Annotated in this window: 16 protein-coding genes; 7 read left to right on the top strand and 9 right to left on the bottom strand. The window is 72.0% G+C overall.

Translation table 11 applies throughout. From position 1 onward, the window contains the following. Positions 1 to 2: 2 nt before the first annotated feature. From AB0M11_RS17580 to AB0M11_RS17565, 4 genes are all read right to left on the bottom strand, one after another. Positions 3 to 1,721 carry an ABC transporter substrate-binding protein gene (locus AB0M11_RS17580; protein ID WP_365706260.1) on the bottom strand — a complete coding sequence of 573 codons (1,719 nt, stop codon included), beginning with the start codon at positions 1,719 to 1,721 and terminating at the stop codon, positions 3 to 5. A 166-nt stretch (positions 1,722 to 1,887) separates the two neighbouring features. Next, a complete protein-coding gene (locus tag AB0M11_RS17575) occupies positions 1,888 to 1,980 on the bottom strand; it encodes an Ms4533A family Cys-rich leader peptide (RefSeq protein WP_365706258.1) in 93 nt (30 codons plus the stop codon). A gap of 56 nt (positions 1,981 to 2,036) precedes the next feature. Then, a complete protein-coding gene (locus AB0M11_RS17570) occupies positions 2,037 to 3,437 on the bottom strand; it encodes a DUF3152 domain-containing protein (protein ID WP_365706338.1) in 1,401 nt (466 codons plus the stop codon). A gap of 58 nt (positions 3,438 to 3,495) precedes the next feature. Continuing rightward, the gene (locus tag AB0M11_RS17565) at positions 3,496 to 4,515 is read right to left on the bottom strand and encodes an alpha/beta hydrolase (RefSeq protein ID WP_365706256.1); all 1,020 of its coding nucleotides are present in this window, start codon (positions 4,513 to 4,515) and stop codon (positions 3,496 to 3,498) included. A 263-nt stretch (positions 4,516 to 4,778) separates the two neighbouring features. Here AB0M11_RS17565 and AB0M11_RS17560 point away from each other — a divergent pair, with 263 nt between their 5' ends. The 4 genes from AB0M11_RS17560 to AB0M11_RS17545 all read left to right on the top strand — a co-directional run bounded on the left by AB0M11_RS17560 (position 4,779) and on the right by AB0M11_RS17545 (position 6,638). After that, positions 4,779 to 5,009, top strand: a complete 231-nt coding sequence (locus AB0M11_RS17560; RefSeq protein WP_365706254.1) for a hypothetical protein — start codon at positions 4,779 to 4,781, stop codon at positions 5,007 to 5,009. A gap of 168 nt (positions 5,010 to 5,177) precedes the next feature. Further along, entirely contained in the window at positions 5,178 to 5,822 is a 645-nt protein-coding gene (locus AB0M11_RS17555; RefSeq protein ID WP_365706252.1) for a TetR/AcrR family transcriptional regulator, read from the top strand. 139 nt (positions 5,823 to 5,961) lie between these two features. Next, positions 5,962 to 6,189 carry a DUF3107 domain-containing protein gene (locus AB0M11_RS17550; protein ID WP_365706250.1) on the top strand — a complete coding sequence of 76 codons (228 nt, stop codon included), beginning with the start codon at positions 5,962 to 5,964 and terminating at the stop codon, positions 6,187 to 6,189. A gap of 176 nt (positions 6,190 to 6,365) precedes the next feature. Continuing rightward, positions 6,366 to 6,638 carry a hypothetical protein gene (locus AB0M11_RS17545; RefSeq protein ID WP_365706248.1) on the top strand — a complete coding sequence of 91 codons (273 nt, stop codon included), beginning with the start codon at positions 6,366 to 6,368 and terminating at the stop codon, positions 6,636 to 6,638. Positions 6,639 to 6,754: 116 nt separating this feature from the next. Here AB0M11_RS17545 and AB0M11_RS17540 read toward each other — a convergent pair whose 3' ends face one another. Beyond that, positions 6,755 to 7,501 carry a ferritin-like fold-containing protein gene (locus AB0M11_RS17540; RefSeq protein WP_365706246.1) on the bottom strand — a complete coding sequence of 249 codons (747 nt, stop codon included), beginning with the start codon at positions 7,499 to 7,501 and terminating at the stop codon, positions 6,755 to 6,757. Between the two features lie 498 nt (positions 7,502 to 7,999). Between AB0M11_RS17540 and AB0M11_RS17535 the strand changes: the two genes are divergently transcribed. Then, entirely contained in the window at positions 8,000 to 10,831 is a 2,832-nt protein-coding gene (locus tag AB0M11_RS17535; RefSeq protein WP_365706244.1) for a DEAD/DEAH box helicase, read from the top strand. A 161-nt stretch (positions 10,832 to 10,992) separates the two neighbouring features. Continuing rightward, a complete protein-coding gene (locus tag AB0M11_RS17530; protein WP_365706242.1) occupies positions 10,993 to 11,883 on the top strand; it encodes an alpha/beta hydrolase in 891 nt (296 codons plus the stop codon). On the opposite strand, the gene AB0M11_RS17525 is transcribed toward AB0M11_RS17530, so the two are convergent. Beyond that, on the bottom strand, positions 11,880 to 12,773 hold the full coding sequence (locus AB0M11_RS17525; RefSeq protein WP_365706240.1) for an NYN domain-containing protein: 894 nt from the start codon (positions 12,771 to 12,773) through the stop codon (positions 11,880 to 11,882). The genes AB0M11_RS17530 and AB0M11_RS17525 overlap by 4 nt on opposite strands. A gap of 170 nt (positions 12,774 to 12,943) precedes the next feature. Between AB0M11_RS17525 and AB0M11_RS17520 the strand changes: the two genes are divergently transcribed. After that, positions 12,944 to 13,096 carry a hypothetical protein gene (locus tag AB0M11_RS17520; protein ID WP_365706238.1) on the top strand — a complete coding sequence of 51 codons (153 nt, stop codon included), beginning with the start codon at positions 12,944 to 12,946 and terminating at the stop codon, positions 13,094 to 13,096. Positions 13,097 to 13,244: 148 nt separating this feature from the next. Here the strand turns inward: AB0M11_RS17520 and AB0M11_RS17515 are convergent, their stop codons facing one another. The 3 genes from AB0M11_RS17515 to AB0M11_RS17505 form a co-directional block, all read right to left on the bottom strand. Further along, complete coding sequence (locus tag AB0M11_RS17515; protein ID WP_365706236.1) at positions 13,245 to 13,850, bottom strand: MarC family protein; 606 nt, start codon at positions 13,848 to 13,850, stop codon at positions 13,245 to 13,247. Positions 13,851 to 13,896: 46 nt separating this feature from the next. After that, positions 13,897 to 14,760 carry a PHP domain-containing protein gene (locus AB0M11_RS17510; RefSeq protein ID WP_365706234.1) on the bottom strand — a complete coding sequence of 288 codons (864 nt, stop codon included), beginning with the start codon at positions 14,758 to 14,760 and terminating at the stop codon, positions 13,897 to 13,899. A 188-nt stretch (positions 14,761 to 14,948) separates the two neighbouring features. Further along, positions 14,949 to 15,590 carry a DUF6758 family protein gene (locus tag AB0M11_RS17505; RefSeq protein WP_365706232.1) on the bottom strand — a complete coding sequence of 214 codons (642 nt, stop codon included), beginning with the start codon at positions 15,588 to 15,590 and terminating at the stop codon, positions 14,949 to 14,951. Positions 15,591 to 15,725: the final 135 nt, after the last annotated feature.

Genomic DNA, 15,725 nt, shown 5'->3' with positions numbered 1-15,725 from the left:
TGCTACTTCACCGCGACCTGGGAGATGTCCAGGACACCGGTCCAGTCGCTGATCACGACGTTCTTGATGTCCTTGCCGACGAGCCGCTTGTAGACGGGGTGGAACAGCGGGACGGTCAGCGCCTGCGCGCCGATCTTCTTGTCCAGCGCACCCCACCGCTCGGCGGCCGCGCCAAGGTCGGTCAACTTGTTGATCGCGTCAATCTCGGCGTTGACCGAAGCATCGTTGAGCTGGGAGGCGTTGAAGTTGGCGCCGTCCTTGACGATCTGTCGGCCGTCGAAGATCGGGGCGAGGAAGGGACCGCCGGAGGGCCAGTCGGCACCCCACGCGGCGAGGAAGAAGCCCGGCTCGGTCTTCACGCTGTGGACCGTGTCCGAGTAGTTGTTGTCCTCCAGGCCCTGGAGCTTGACCGTGATGCCGGCCTTCTTGAGGGCGTCCTGGATCGCGGTCGCGATCTCGGGGCTCGTCTTGAAGTTGTCGGCGTTGTCGTGGGTCAGCGTGACCGTGAGCCCGTTCGGGTAACCGGCCTCCTTGAGCAGCTCCTTGGCCTTGGCCGCGTTGCCGGTGTCACCCGCCGGGAAGAGGTCGTACGGCGTGTAGCCGAAGGACTTCTGGTCGGGCAGGAAGGTGGTCGCGGGCTCGGCGAGGGCGCTGCCGCCCGCCGCGTTGATCACGGACGACCGGTCGACGGCGTACGAGATGGCCTGCCGCACCTTCGGGTTGTCGAACGGCTTGACCTTCGGGTTGAAGGCTATGTAGTTCGTGTAGCCGAAGTGGCCGGTGCCGACGCGCGCGGCGAGCTCCTTGTCGCCGGTCACCTTGGCGAGTTCGGCCGGGCCGAGGTTGGTGTCCGTCGTCACGGCGGCCGCGTCCGCCCCCTGGGACGCCGAAAGCCGCTGGTTGATCACGGACGAGTCGAGCCCGGACTGCACGTCGATCGTGTCCGGGTACGCCTTGCGCTGGTCGTCGACGGCCGCGGACCAGTATGTGTTGCGTTCCAGGACCAGGTGCTCACCGTCGTTCTCGTTCTTCACGACCTTGTAGGGGCCGGACGAGATCGGGTGCTCCTCGTACTTGGTCCCCGTGTCCTTGGCCTTCGGGACCGGTGCGAACTGCGTCTGCGTGGCCAGGAACGGGAACTCGCCCTCGGGCTTGTTCAGATGGAAGACGATCGTCCGGCTGTCCGGCGTCTCGATCGCCGAGAGCCCCTTCTTGTCCTTGTACGGCCCCTGGTAGTCGGCGGCGCCGACCAGCCAGTCCCGCAGGTAGGGCGCGCCGCCGGAGAGTTCGGGGGCGAAGGAGCGCTCGATGCCGTACTTGATGTCGGCGGAGGTGATCGGGGTGCCGTCCTCGTACTTGAGGCCCGCCTTCAGGGTGTACGTCCACACGGTCGCGTTCTTGCTGGGTCGCCCGGTGTCGGTGGCCAGGTCGGGGACGACCTTGGTGCCGGCGGCGCCGTCCGCGCGGTTGCGGGTGGTGAGGGTACGGAAGACCAGGGAGGGCACGTTGCCGCCGCCGGAGGTGTACAGGCGGGCCGGGTCGAAGTCCGTCTGGGGGTCGGAGTTCAGGACGGTGAGCGTGCCGCCCTTGTGCGGCGCGGAGTCGCCACTGGAGCCGTTGGCATCGTTGTCCTTGGGCCCGCAGGCGGCGGCGCCCGCTGCCACGACCAGGGCAAGCGAAACATACGCCGCGCGGGCGCTGTGCACGGACGGGTGACGCATCGGAATGACGACCTCTCGGAAGGCGAGTCTCGGAAAGTGAGACAGATGGACGAGGAGTGAGACGAAAGTGAACAGACGTCTGCCCGGGCGTCAGGTCGTCGAAAGAGCCGTGACCCAGGTCACGGCGACAGCGGAGAATCGCGACGCGAACGCCTGAAGGCGGGCGTCAGCGACAGTGGATGTCGGCCACGCAGAGCGCGGTCACGCCGATGAGCGCCAGTTCGATGGCGGCGCGCGTGAAGGCGTGGACGGACGACATGCCCAAAAATATGTATGACCTTTCTGCGCATGTCAATGTGATGTATGAGCCACCTGTCAACTCTTGGGGTAGGGCCAGGGGTTGGGCAGACAGTGGATTCCGTCGTGGTCGAGGAACTTCGTCTGCTGCTGCATGACCGGCGCGAGCTGGCCGTCCTTCTCACAGGTCACATGGCCGTAGCCGAGCCGGTGGCCGACCTCGTGGTTGATCAGCATCTGCCGGTAGGGATAGATGTGGTTCCCGTAGGTCTTGCTGCCCTGGGCCCATCTGTATGCGTTGATCATGACTCGTTCCGTGGCCGCCGAGTCGCAGGAGACGTTGTCCTCGGTGGTGTCCAGGCCGGACTTGGCGCACCACTTCGCGGTGGTGCCGGGGCTGGCGAGGGTGATCACGAAGTCGGGCCTGCCGGAGGATATGCGCGCGAAGGTGCGGGCGCCGTCGTGGGCCCAGCTGCGGTCGTCGTTGAGCGTCTTCTGCACGGCCTCGGCGAACAGTTTCCCGTCCAGGCCAAGGCCCTGCTCCACGTCGACCCGGTAGGTGTACTTCCGCCCCTTGCCCGGCGCCTTCGCGCTCCCGGGCACGGCGCTGAACTTCCCGGAGCCGGCCAGGTCGGCGCTGAGCGGGTACTTCTCCCCCATCGCCTGCTGGTACGACAGCGTCGTCACGCCGGGCACGGCGGAGACGTCGGCGGACGGCGTCGTACGGCTGTTCCCGCGCGAGGCGGCGTCGTCGGTGGCCCGCGCCGCGCCCGCCGCCGACTGTGCCCGCGCTCCGGCGTTCCGGCCGTCGACGAACTGACCGGCGACGATCACCGCGAGCACGGTGGTGACGGCGGCGGCCGCGATTCCGGCGAAGGTCCGGCCTTTGCCGCCCTCGTGCCGCGCGGGCCCGCCGGCGGGTGCGACGGCGTCATCGGCGGCACCGCCGCGGGCGCCGGAGGAGAGCGGACGGGGATGCGCGCCAGACCCCGGCGGATACGTTTCCGCACGCTGAGCGCCGATACCGGGGCGAGGCGTGAAGACGTCGGCGTCCTCGCCGAAGGCGTCGACATACTCCTGCCGGGGACCGCTCCGCCGCTGCCGCGGCATGGACACACCGGCCGACCTGAAGGCCGCACCGGCGGGCCCGGTAGCCGTACCCAGGGCTCCGGAGCCGCCCCCGGGCACCCCGCCCGACTCGCCCCAGCCACCGCCCGCTTCCCGCTGCTGGGGATGACCACCCCGCACGCGGGGGACACCGTGGGCCGGGGTCCCGTCGGAGAGACGCGGAACGCCGTGGGCCGGGGTGCCGTCAGGAAAACGCGGGACCCCGCCCGCGGGAGCCCCGTCAGAAAGTCGCGGGGCACCGTGCGCCGGTGTCCCGTCAGCCGGACGCGGGGCGCCGTGCGCCGGGGTCGCCTCGGGACCGCGCTCCCCGTCACCCCGACCCGGCTTTCGGACCGGGCGCGCGTCGGCTATGTCCGCCGGGTCGTCCTTGGCTGCCGGGCCGCGGCGGCTGTGGCGTCCCACGCGGCCCTCAGCTCCCCGCGCCCGGTGCGGCCGGCCCGCCGCCGACGCTCCGGGCCGCCGGCTGGTCGCCCGACTCGACGGCGACGGCGAGGAGTTCACGGAACGCCCCGGCGACCGCCTCCGGGTACTCCATCATCGCCACGTGTCCGGCGTCCGGCAGGGACAGCAGCCGGGAGCAGCGGAAGCTGCGCGCGGCCTTCTGGGCCATGCGGTAGCCGACGAGCTGGTCGCGGCGGCCGTAGATCAGCAGGGTCGGGGCGAGGACGCGCTCGGCCTGGCGCCAGAGCCCGTGCTGACCGCCCAGGGTGTACGCGTTGACGATCCCGCGGGCGGACCGCGCCATCGCGTCCCAGAAGTACGGCAGCCGCAGCCGCCGTTCCAGCTCCTCCACCGCGTGCTCGAACGCCTCGGGCGTCACCCGGCCGGGATCGCCGTAGCAGAGGGCCAGCACGCCCCGTACCCGCTGTTCGGCGGTCCACTTGCCGGTGGTGCGGGTGAGGAGCCCGGCGACGCCGGGCAGGCCGAGCAGGACCGTCGGCACGGCGGTGCGCTGCACGCGCAGCTCGGGCAGGGCGGGCGAGACGAGCGTGAGGGTGCGGACGAGGTCCGGGCGGACAGCGGCGACCCGGGTGGCGACCGCACCGCCGAGGGAGTTGCCGAAGAGGTGGACGGGTCCCCGGCCGGACGCGTCGAGGTAGCGGATGACCGCGCGCGCGTGCCCGGTGACGGAGTAGTCGCCGTCGTCCGGCGGCGGCGAGTCGCCGAAGCCCGGCAGGTCGACCGCCTCGCCGTCCACGGCGCCTTCGAGCTGCTCCATCAGCTGCGACCAGTTCTGCGAGGAGCCGCCGAGCCCGTGGACGAACAGCGCGGGCGGCAGCCCCTCGCGCACGGGCGGGCGCGAACGGATCGAGAGGGTGACACCGGGCAGTCCCACCGACCGCAGTCGCTCGCCCTCCGCGACTCTGACGGCTGCCGCCTCGGGGAGCACGCTGGTGGGCGGCACGGAGGGCAGCTCGGTCGAAGACATGGGCCAATGTTACGAGACGATCACACAGTGATTCATGTGTTCGCCGTCACAGAGCCGTGGTTCCGGAGGCGCGGCTCCGAAGGACGTCCGAAGGGCGGTGCTGACCGCGACGCGAACGGCGACGCGAACGGCGACGCGAACGGCGACGCGAACGGCGCGTGGATGGCATAGCGCCCGCATCCGGTGTCTCCTACGCTCGTAAACAGGGCACCCGGTGGTGGACCCCTGCTGTGCCAGGGACGTACGAAGGAAGGGAGCCCACCATGGCCTACGACCCCACCGACCCCGACGTGCGCGACGATCTGGACGCGGAGGCGGAGGACGCCCAGGAGATCGACGTCGAGGCCCCGGAGGGCGACGCAGCCGAGCAGCACACGGACATCGCACCGTCCCACGACGACCCGCTCACCGACGTGGACCCGGACCGTGCCAACGAGGCCGATCTCGTCGAACAGGCGCGTGTGATCTCGCTCGACGAGGACGACTACCGCTGACCGCGACCGGCCTCCGGCGGGCCCACCTGGCCTGTCCGCATTTCACGGTGCGGCTTTCGCCGTCGTCCGGTACGTGAAATTCTGCGCTCGCACCGCGCGCAGCACGGTTACCGAAAAGTACGATGGCCGCGCGGAGCGATCCGCATGTGGACCACCTTGGGAGGCGGCGTGACAGCCATCGAGCAGACAGAGGCGGCACGCCCGCGGGGCACTCGCCTGCCGCGCCGTGCCCGACGCAACCAGTTGCTGGGCGCCGCCCAGGAAGTGTTCGTCGCGCAGGGATACCACGCGGCCGCGATGGACGACATCGCCGAGCGCGCCGGCGTCAGCAAGCCGGTCCTCTACCAGCACTTCCCGGGCAAGCTCGACCTCTACCTGGCCCTGCTGGACCAGCACTGCGAAGCACTGATCCAGGCGGTGCGCGGCGCCCTCGCGTCGACGACCGACAACAAGCAGCGGGTCCGGGCCACCATGGACGCCTACTTCGCGTACGTCGAGGACGACGGCGGGGCCTTCCGCCTGGTCTTCGAGTCCGACCTGACCAACGAGCCCGCGGTGCGCGAGCGCGTGGACAAGGTCACCAATGAGTGCGCCGAGGCGATCTGCGAGGTCATCGCCGAGGACACCGGCCTGCCGCGGGCCGAGTCGATGCTGCTGGCCTCCGGCCTCGGCGGCCTCGCCCAGGTGGTGGCGCGTTCCTGGCTGCACAGCGACCGCACCGTTCCGCGCGACCAGGCGGTCCAGCTGCTGACCTCGCTTGCGTGGCGGGGCATCGCAGGCTTCCCGCTGCACGGCATCGACGCCCATCACTGACGCCCTCGCGCGGAATTCCCGTTCGCTGTTCGCTCCTGGCGTGCCCGCACGCAGCGTGCAGGTCCCCTCGCCGGGCTAATGTGTGCTGCGTACGGCGCGGAAGGTCGCGCACTTCACTGACCGTCGGAGGGACATAGCCGTGGAGGTCAAGATCGGCGTGCAGCACGCGCCCCGCGAGATCGTTCTGGAGAGCGGTCTGAACGCCGAGGAGGTCGAGCGCCTCGTCGCCGACGCGCTGTCCGGCAAGTCACAGGTGCTGTCCCTGGCGGACGAGCGGGGCCGCAAGGTCCTGGTCCCGACGGACCGCCTGGCGTACGTCGAGCTCGGCGAGCCGACGGTGCGCAAGGTCGGCTTCAGCGCGGTCTGACCACAGCAGCGCGGAGGGGCCGGGTGGCGTGTGTCCACCCGGCCCCTCCGCCGTGTCCGTCCGCCTCGCCGTGTGGCCCACAGATCGGCCACAGAGGAGGATTGCATTCCGCAGGTCACGGGTATGACGGGCTACGACCGCGAAGCACCGGCCGGCCGTGGGAGGGACCCCTCGTGATGCTCCTGGAAGTCCTTGGATCAGCCCTGCTCGGCCTGGCCCTGTCGTGGGCCGCCGCCAGCCGCCTGTCCCACCGGCTCCCGGCCCGGCCCCTGGTGTTCTGCACGGGCGTCGCGGGCGCCCTCTTCGGCGACTTCGTCACGCACAGCGCACTGGACCCCGGCGCGGTCCTGGTCACCCTTCTGGGTGCGGCGATCGTCTCGGCGGCGTCTCTCTCCCTGCTGCTCCGCCCGACGGGCCGCCGTCTGCGCCGACGATCGATCCCGGCGTAGCCCGGACGCCTTGCGACGGCGGCGCCCCAGCCGCAGCGCCCCGCCGGGGCGCGGGGAACCGCGCGGTCGGCCCTCACCGGCCCAGGGCCGCGCGATCCCGGCCTCCCCGCAGAGCGCTACGCCGCCAACCCCAGCGCGGCCATCCGCTTCGTGTGCGCCTCGGTGATCCGCGAGAACATCCGGCCCACCTCGGCGAGATCGAACCCGTCGGCCACGCCGCCGACCAGCATGGTCGACAGCGCGTCCCGGTCGGCCACCACCCGCTGCGACTGCGACAGCGCCTCGCCCATCAACCGCCGCGCCCACAGGGCCAGTCGGCCCCCCACCCGCGGGTCGGCGTCGATGGCCGCGCGCACCTTCTCGACCGCGAACCCGGCGTGCCCGGTGTCGTCGAGAACGGCCAGCACCAGTTCGCGCGTGTCGGAGTCCAGCCGGGCCGCGACCTCCCGGTAGAAGTCACTGGCGATCGAGTCGCCGACGTAGGCCTTGACCAGACCCTCCAGCCAGTCCGACGGCGCCGTCTGCCGGTGGAAGCCGTCGAGGGCCGCGACGAACGGCTCCATCGCCTGCGTGGCGTCCTCGCCGATCTCCCCCAGCCGGTCGCGCAGCCGCTCGAAGTGGTGGAACTCGGCCGACGCCATCTTGGCCAGCTCGGCCTTGTCCGCCAGGGACGGCGCCAGCTTGGCGTCCTCCGCGAGGCGCTCGAACGCCGCGAGCTCGCCGTACGCGAGCGCGCCGAGCAGGTCCACGACCGCGGCACGGTAGTGCGGGTCGGCAGCCGCCCGCGCCCAGTCCTGGGCGGCGACACCGGTCGGTTCGGCGGAGGCGGTCTCAGGCTTGTCAGAGCTCGTCATGAAGCGCACAATAGCCCGCCCGTCGACACGGGGAACCCCTGGTCAACCACTGTGACTACCACGACGTGACCAAATCGGCCATCGCGTGTGCACGATTCCGGGGTATGGTGGTAATGCGCCTGCTGGTACGCCGTCGGATGACGACGTGCCTCGACAGGCCGCGTGTATGAGGATGCCCGGTCGGTGGCCCGATCGGCTCCGACCCGACAGCCCTCCCGGCTCGTACGGCACCGTGCGTACGACGACCGGAGGGACACACCCTCAGCGGTACGAGCGCTAGAGCGTCGGCAGAGGTCCCGTGCACTACGGCGTGCCCCCCACGGCCCGCCCGTAAGGCAGCCGACGTCCCCGGCACGGTCCGTCAAAGACCCCCCGCGCTCGCCTCGCGCCGCGACACACAGAAGAGGCAGCACCCTGACTACGACGTTTCGTGAACTCGGAATCCTCCCCGAGACCGCCGAGGCCCTGGAAGCCGTCGGCATCATCACCCCCTTCCCCATCCAGGAGATGACACTCCCGGTCGCCCTGTCCGGCACCGACGTCATCGGCCAGGCCAAGACCGGCACCGGCAAGACCCTCGGCTTCGGTCTGCCGCTCCTGGAGCGCGTCACCGTCCCCGCCGACGTGGAGGCCGGGCGCGCCGCACCCGAGGCCCTCACCAACGCCCCGCAGGCGCTCGTCGTCGTCCCCACGCGCGAGCTGTGCACCCAGGTCACCAACGACCTGCTGACGGCCGGCAAGGTCCGCAACGTACGCGTTCTCGCCATCTACGGCGGCCGGGCCTACGAGCCGCAGGTCGAGGCCCTGAAGAAGGGCGTCGACGTGGTCGTCGGCACCCCGGGCCGCCTCCTCGACCTCGCGGGCCAGAAGAAGCTCGACCTCAAGCACATCAAGTCGCTCGTCCTGGACGAGGCCGACGAGATGCTCGACCTGGGCTTCCTGCCCGACGTCGAGAAGATCATCGACATGCTTCCGGCCAAGCGCCAGACCATGCTGTTCTCGGCCACCATGCCGGGCGCGGTCATCGGCCTCGCGCGCCGGTACATGAGCCAGCCCACCCACATCCGCGCCACCGCGCCGGACGACGAGGGCGCGACCGTCGCGAACATCGCGCAGTTCGTCTACCGCGCGCACTCCATGGACAAGCCGGAGATGATCGCGCGCATACTGCAGGCCGAGGGCCGCGGGCTCGCGATGATCTTCTGCCGCACCAAGCGCACCGCCGCCGACATCGCCGAGCAGCTCCAGCGCCGCGGCTTCGCCTCCGGCGCCGTCCACGGCGACCTCGGGCAGGGCGCCCGCGAGCAGGCGCTGCGCGCGTTCCGCAACGGCAAGGTGGACGTCCTCGTCTGCACCGACGTCGCCGCACGCGGCATCGACGTCGAGGGCGTCACGCACGTCATCAACTACCAGTCCCCCGAGGACGAGAAGACGTACCTGCACCGGGTCGGCCGTACCGGCCGTGCGGGCGCGTCGGGTACGGCGATCACGTTCGTCGACTGGGACGACATCCCGCGCTGGCAGCTCATCAACAAGGCGCTGGATCTCAAGTTCCCCGACCCGGTGGAGACGTACTCGACCTCCCCGCACTTCTTCGAGGACCTGAAGATCCCCGCGGGCACCAAGGGTGTCCTGCCGCGCTCGGAGCGGACCCGCGCCGGGCTCGACGCGGAGGAGCTGGAGGACCTGGGCGAGACCGGCGGCCGTGGTGGCCGCGGTCGCGGTGGCCGGGGCGGACGCCCCGATTCTCGCGCCGAGGCCCGTTCCGAGGAGCGCGAGCGTCCGGCCCGCACCCCGCGCCGCCGCCGTCGCACGCGCGGCGGTACGACCCTGGACCAGGCCTCCGGTACGGCGTCCACGGCGCCGGCCGCCGAGGCCGCGTCGTCCGCCGCAGACGCCGTCACGGCGTCGGAGCCGGCGGCCACCCGGACCCCGCGCCGCCGGCGCCGTACCCGCAACGGGGCGGCGCAGGAGCCGATGGCGGCCGCCGCCGCGGTGACCGTGACGCCGGAGGCCGTCGTGGAGACGGTCGAGGCCGTCGTCGAACCGGCCGTGGCGGAACCGGCCGCGGCCGAGAAGCCGCGCCGCCGTCGCACCCGCAGGACCGCGGAGACCGCGCCGGTGGCGGAGGCGACAGCGCCGGTGGCCGAGGCGCCGGTCGAGGAGGCCCCGGCGGCCCCCGCGCGTCGCCGCACCCGCAAGGCAGCCGAGACCGCCCCCGAGACGACCGCCCCGGCAACCGTCGAAACGGCCGCCGAGACCACCGCGACCAAGCCCCGCCGCACCCGCAAGACGACGGCGGCCGCCGACACCGCGCTCGACACCGCCGAAGCCACCGAGGCCAAGCCCCGCCGCCGCACCCGCAAGGCAGCCGAATCCGTCACCGAGGTGGCCCAGGCTCCCGCAGAGGCAGTCGAGGAAGCCCCGGCGACCCCGACCCGCCGACGCACCCGCAAGGCAACCGAGGCCGCCCCGGCGGCAACCGCCGAAACGGCCGATCAGGCCACCGCCGAGGTCACCGCGACCAAGCCCCGCCGCACCCGCAAGGCAACGGCGGCCGCCGACACCGCGCTCGACACCGCCGAAGGCACGGAAGCCAAGCCCCGCCGGACCCGGAAGACGGCCGCACCCGCCGCTGAGGCGGAGACGCCCGAGGCAGCCACCGAGGCCAAGCCCCGCCGCACCCGCAAAACGGCCGAGTCCGTCACCGAGGTGGCCCAGGCCCCCGCAGAAGCAGTCGAGGAAGCCCCGGCGACCCCGACCCGCCGACGCACCCGCAAGGCAACCGAGGCCGCCCCCGAGGCGACCGCCCCGGCAACCGTCGAAACGGCCGCCGAGGTCACCGCGACCAAGCCCCGCCGCACCCGCAAGGCAACGGCGGCCGCCGACACCGCGCTCGACACCGCCGAAGGCACGGAAGCCAAGCCCCGCCGGACCCGGAAGACGGCCGCACCCGCCGCCGAGGCGGAGACGCCCGAGGCAGCCACCGAGGCCAAGCCCCGCCGCACCCGCAAAACGGCCGCAGCGGTTCCGGAGGGCGCCGAGGTCGTGGCCGAGGCCGCGCCCAAGCCGCGCCGGACCCGGAAGACGGCCGCAGCCGCCGTCGACTCCGCCGAGGCCGCGGAGGCCACCGAGGCCAGGCCGCGCCGGACCCGCAAGGCGACGGCGGCGACCGTCAGCGCCGAGATCCCGGCGCAGGCCACCGATGAGCCGGGGGCCGGCCCGAGGCGACGCACGGCGCGCAAGACGGCCGCGTCCGCCGACGCGGCGGTCGACGCCGAGGCGACGCCGAAGGTCCGCCGGACCCGGAAGGCCACCGCGGCGGCCCCCGAGGCCTGAGCGCGCGTCACGGCGGCCCGGACCACCCATGTGGTCCGGGCCGTCGGCGTTTCCCCGCTGCCGGGCCCGGGGTGCTCCGGCTGCCGTGCCCGGCGTGCTCGGGTGCCGGGATCACTCACCGGCCCCCGGTCGGTCACCCCGCTCCGGTTACCCTCTCCCCCATGAGCAGGCCTCCCACCTTCGTCCCGCCCGCCGGTGCCCGCGCGTACGCGCTCGCCACCGACCGGGGTGAGTTCGCCGTCGTCGACGCGCCCGTGGCCGCCGGGGTGGAACCCAGGGGGGTCGCGCTGCTGCTGCCCGGGTTCACCGGGAGCAAGGAGGACTTCAACCGGCTGCACGACGCGCTGGGCCGGCGCGGCTACCGGACCGTCGCCGTGGACGGGCGCGGGCAGTTCGAGTCGGACGGCCCGGCGGACGACGAGTCGGCCTACGCCCAGGTGGAGTTGGCCCGGGACGTGCTGGCGCAGGCGGCGGCGGTCGGCGCGGGCCGGCCGGTGCACCTGCTGGGGCACTCCCTCGGCGGCCAGATCGCCCGCGCGGCCGTGCTCCTCGACCGGTCGCCGTTCCGTTCCCTGACCCTGATGGCCTCCGGGCCGGCGCAGATCTCCTCCTCCCAGCAGCAGCGCGTGAAGCTGCTGCGGGACGCGCTCGCCGTGATGTCGATGGCCGAGGTGTGGGATGCCATGCAGGCCATGGAGGCGCCGGAGGAGCTGGACGAGCCGGACGCGCCGGCCGAGGGGCCGGAGGACAGCGAGGATCTGCGGCGCCGCTGGCTGGGCAACAAGCCGGCCCAACTCATCGCGACCGGGCGCCAGTTGTGCACCGAACCGGACCGCGTCGCGGAACTGGCGGCCGTGTCACTGCCGTACCACGTGCTGTCGGGCGCCCGGGACGACACCTGGCCGGTACCGCTGCTGGACGACATGGCACGGCGGCTGGGGGCGCACCGGACGGTCGTCGAGGGCGCGGAGCACTCGCCCAACACGGAACGGCCGGCCCCGACCGCCGGGGCGATCGCGGACTTCTGGGACGGCGTCGCCGAGGCGGGCTAGTACTGCGTCTGCAGATGCTCCCAGAAGCCGTCCCGCAGGGCGCGGCGCAGGTCGGCCTGGCCGCGCAGGGAGTACTGGAGCATCCCCTCGGCCTCGACGAGCAGGTCCTGGTCGACGGATCCCGGCAGGTAGGGGTGGCCGGGCAGCAGTTCGACCAACGCCTCACGGCCCCGCGCGGACAGCCACTTGGCGGCGATCTGCGCACCGATGAAGCGGACGTCCTCGCGGGTGGGTCTGGTGGCGCCCGCCTCGTAGGCGGGCGCGGTGCGCCGGGAGACGTACGGCTTGAAGAACTCGAGGTCGAGGGTGCGCTGGCTGTCGACCTCCCAGAGCAGCGGCTCGGCCTGGTTGCGGCCCTCCGGGGCCTCGATGCCCCAGAGGTGGACGCGGGCGCCGTAGCCCTGGGCGGCCTCGACCGCCGAGACCAGGTCCTCGTCGCCGCCGAGCAGGGCCGCGTCGCTGATGGCGCGGTGCCGGGCGAGTGACTCCAGGTCGGTGCGGATCAGGGAGTCGACGCCCTTCTGCTGGTTGTTGGCGTTGAGGTTGCCGAGGCGGACCTTGACGTCGGGCAGCTCGGCGATGGCCTGCTGCTCGGCCGTGTGGATGCGACGGCGGGCGCCGTCGTACCAGTAGACGCGCAGCAGCCGGCTGTCGGCGAAGATCTGGCGCGCCTTGTCGATGAGCGCTTCGATCAGCCCTTCGGCGTCGAGGTCGAAGGCGCGGCGGTCCTCCGTCCCGGCGACGAGCCGGCCCGTGGCCGCGTAGAGATAGCCCGCGTCCACGAAGATGGCGTGCGTCGAGGGCGTCTTGGCCACTTCGGCGAGCATGCGGGTGAGCAGCTCGTTCGTGTGGTCGATGCGGGCCTGGAGGGCGGCGAGGTCGTCGTTCATCGCCTCTATTGTCCCGGCGGTCACGCTGCGAACACAACCGGTCCCGGTCAGTCCCCTGAAGACTCTTACCGGTCGGTAATTAGACGTTCGAAAAATTTCTTTAGCGTAGGGAATGTTTGTAACACGCAAGCCGTTGACTGTTACGGAACACAGCGACGAAGGGAGAGGCCATGCGCTTCGAAATCATGCGACTCGACGAGGTCGACGGCACCACCGTGGACAGCACTGTCGTGGACGCCGCCTCCGTCAACAGGATCGTGCAGCAGGCCGCCGCCGTGGGGCAGCGCCTGTGGATCCGACCGGCCGAGACCCAGGCTTCGTAACCGAACGACGCGACGACGACGGACGAGCAACACCCAGAGCACGACACCGACGACGACGAACAGAACACCGACGACACGCGGAGCACCGCACAGTCTTCAGCGCCCCCGCACGGCACCCACGCCGTGCGGGGGCGCTGCGTACGGAGCTCTACGCGCCCTTGATCACCTGGATGACCCCATTGATGATCTGCTGCACGGCGATCGCGGAGAGCATCATGCCCGCCAGGCGCGTCACCAGGACCACGCCGCCGTCCTTGATGAGCCGGATGATCAGCAGCGAATAGCGCATGACCAGCCACAGCACGACGTGGATGGCGAGGATCGCGGTCCACACGGACACCTGCGCGGCCACGCTGCCGGCCTTCTGCACGGCGAGGATGACGGAGACGATCGCCCCGGGACCGGCCAGCAGCGGCATGCCCAGTGGCACCAGCGCCACGTTGACGTCCTTGGTCTGCTTCGGCTCGTCGGTCTTGCCGGTGAGCAGGTCCAGGGCGATGAGCAGGAGCAGCAGCCCGCCCGCGATCATCAGCGCGGGCACGGAGACGTGCAGGTAGTCCAGGATCTGGTGCCCCAGCAGCCCGAAGACGGTGATCACACCGCCCGCCACGCACACGGCCTGGAGAGCCATCCGCCGCTGCACCTTGCCGGGGCGGCCGGCGGTGAGGGCGAGGAAGATCGGGGTGATCCCGGGGGGATCCATGATGACGAACAGGGTCAGGAAGAGGGAGCCGAAGACGGCGAGATCGAACATGGGGTGGTACAGGCCTTGCTGAGTGAGGGACGTGGGCGGGCGAGGCTCAGCCCCGGCCTCCGCCGGTCCCCGGCACCGGAAACGCACCGGTCGCCCGGCGCGTGATCTCGCCGTACACCTCGGGGTCCGTGGTGTACTCCCCGAGGGTCACGGTCTTACGGCTGCCGTGGTAGTCGGAGGACCCGGTGACCAGCAGCCCCAGTTCCTTCGCGAGCCCCCGCAGCCGTACCCGGGTCTCCTCGTCGTGGTCCATGTGGTCGACCTCGATGCCGTCGAGACCGGCCGCCGCCAGCTCGGCGATCGCCGCTTCCGGCACGGTGCGCCCGCGCTTGGCGGCTGCCGGGTGCGCGAACACGCAGACGCCGCCGGCGCGCTTGACCAGCCGGATCGCCTCGAAGGGGTCGGTCTCGTGCTTCTCCACGAAGGCCCGGCCGCCGTCGGCCAGCCACTCCTCGGTGAAGGCGTCGCTCACGGTCGGTACGACGCCGAGCTCGACGAGCGCGGACGCCACGTGCGGCCGGCCGACCGAGCCGTCCCCGGCGATCCGCCGCACCTGCTCCCAGGTGACCGGCACACCCAGCGCGGCCAGCTTGGCGACCATGGCCTGGGCGCGCGGCACCCGGTCGTCCCGGACCAGCTCGCGCTCGGCGAGCAGGGCGGGCTCCGCGGGGTCGAAGAGGTAGGCCAGCATGTGCATGGAGACGCCGTCGATCCGACAGGACAGCTCGGCCCCGGTGACCAGGGTGAGCCCCTCGGGCAGCGCGGCGACGGCCTCGGCGTACCCGCGGGTGGTGTCGTGGTCGGTCAGGGCGACGACGTCAAGACCGGCCGCGGCGGCATGGGCCACCAGCTCGGCCGGGGTGTCCGTACCGTCGGAGGCGGTGGAGTGGCAGTGCAGATCGATACGCACGACGCGGACTCCAACGGGCCGGAACGGAGGGGAACGCGTCAAGGATAACGGCCGTCAAGGGGTGCCCTGTCACACCCGAAAGCCGGGGGCACCCCATACAGCCGACGTACAGACAGCGCGCCCCGAGCGGGCGCGGTGAGCTGGGCGGCCGGTCACGACGGCGCCGCGGCCCCCGCGCACCGCGCCCGTCACGGCTCCAGCAAGCGCGGCGACAACGCCCCGCAGGGCACCAGGTCCACCTCGGCCCCCGCGTCCCGCAGATCGGTCAGGACCAGCTCGTCGTACATCAGCAGCCCCGTCTGCTCCGGCCACACCACGGCCCAGAGCCACAGCCCCCGGGCCTCGCCCGCGAAGACGGCCCGGTCCTCCGGCGCCCCGGAGACATGCCAGAGCGGTGCCGGACGGCCCGCCGCCAGCACCTTTGCCTGCGGCGGTTTCTCCACGCTCATGTACGGCCCGGGATCCGGCCCGTCGATCCCCGCGTACCGGGCTCCGAGGCCGACCCCCAGTTCCTCGGCGACCAGGATCATCTCCCCTATGCCGCCGAGCGGCGCGGGTCCGGAGCAGGCGACGGCGGTCGCGCGCCCCCCGCTGCGGTCGTCACCGGCGCAGGCGACGCCCGTGAACAGCCAGCCGACCGGCAGCGGCCACGGCATCCACACCGGGACCTGGGTGCGGTGCACCACCACACCCAGGGCCTCCACGCTGGGCGGGATCACGGGCTGCACCGGATGCACGGTCCCGTGCACGTCGCACTGCCAGGTGTCGGCGAAGAGTCCGGGAGCCCTGACCCGGCCACCACACTTCGGGCAACTGGGTTCGCCCCTCATAGGGCCCCACGGTCCTACCCAGGATCCCCCACGTCAAGGACGATCACCCGTCCGGGCGGAAGCGGTCACGGGGCGGAACTAGATGCACTTTGCATTTATTAGCTGCCCTAACATACTATGTGTAAACACCAACTA

This window comes from Streptomyces sp. NPDC051987 (assembly GCF_040680735.1).
Lineage (GTDB): Bacteria > Actinomycetota > Actinomycetes > Streptomycetales > Streptomycetaceae > Streptomyces.
Note: the sequence above shows the minus strand (reverse complement) of the source record. Positions and strands in the feature narration are given on the sequence as shown.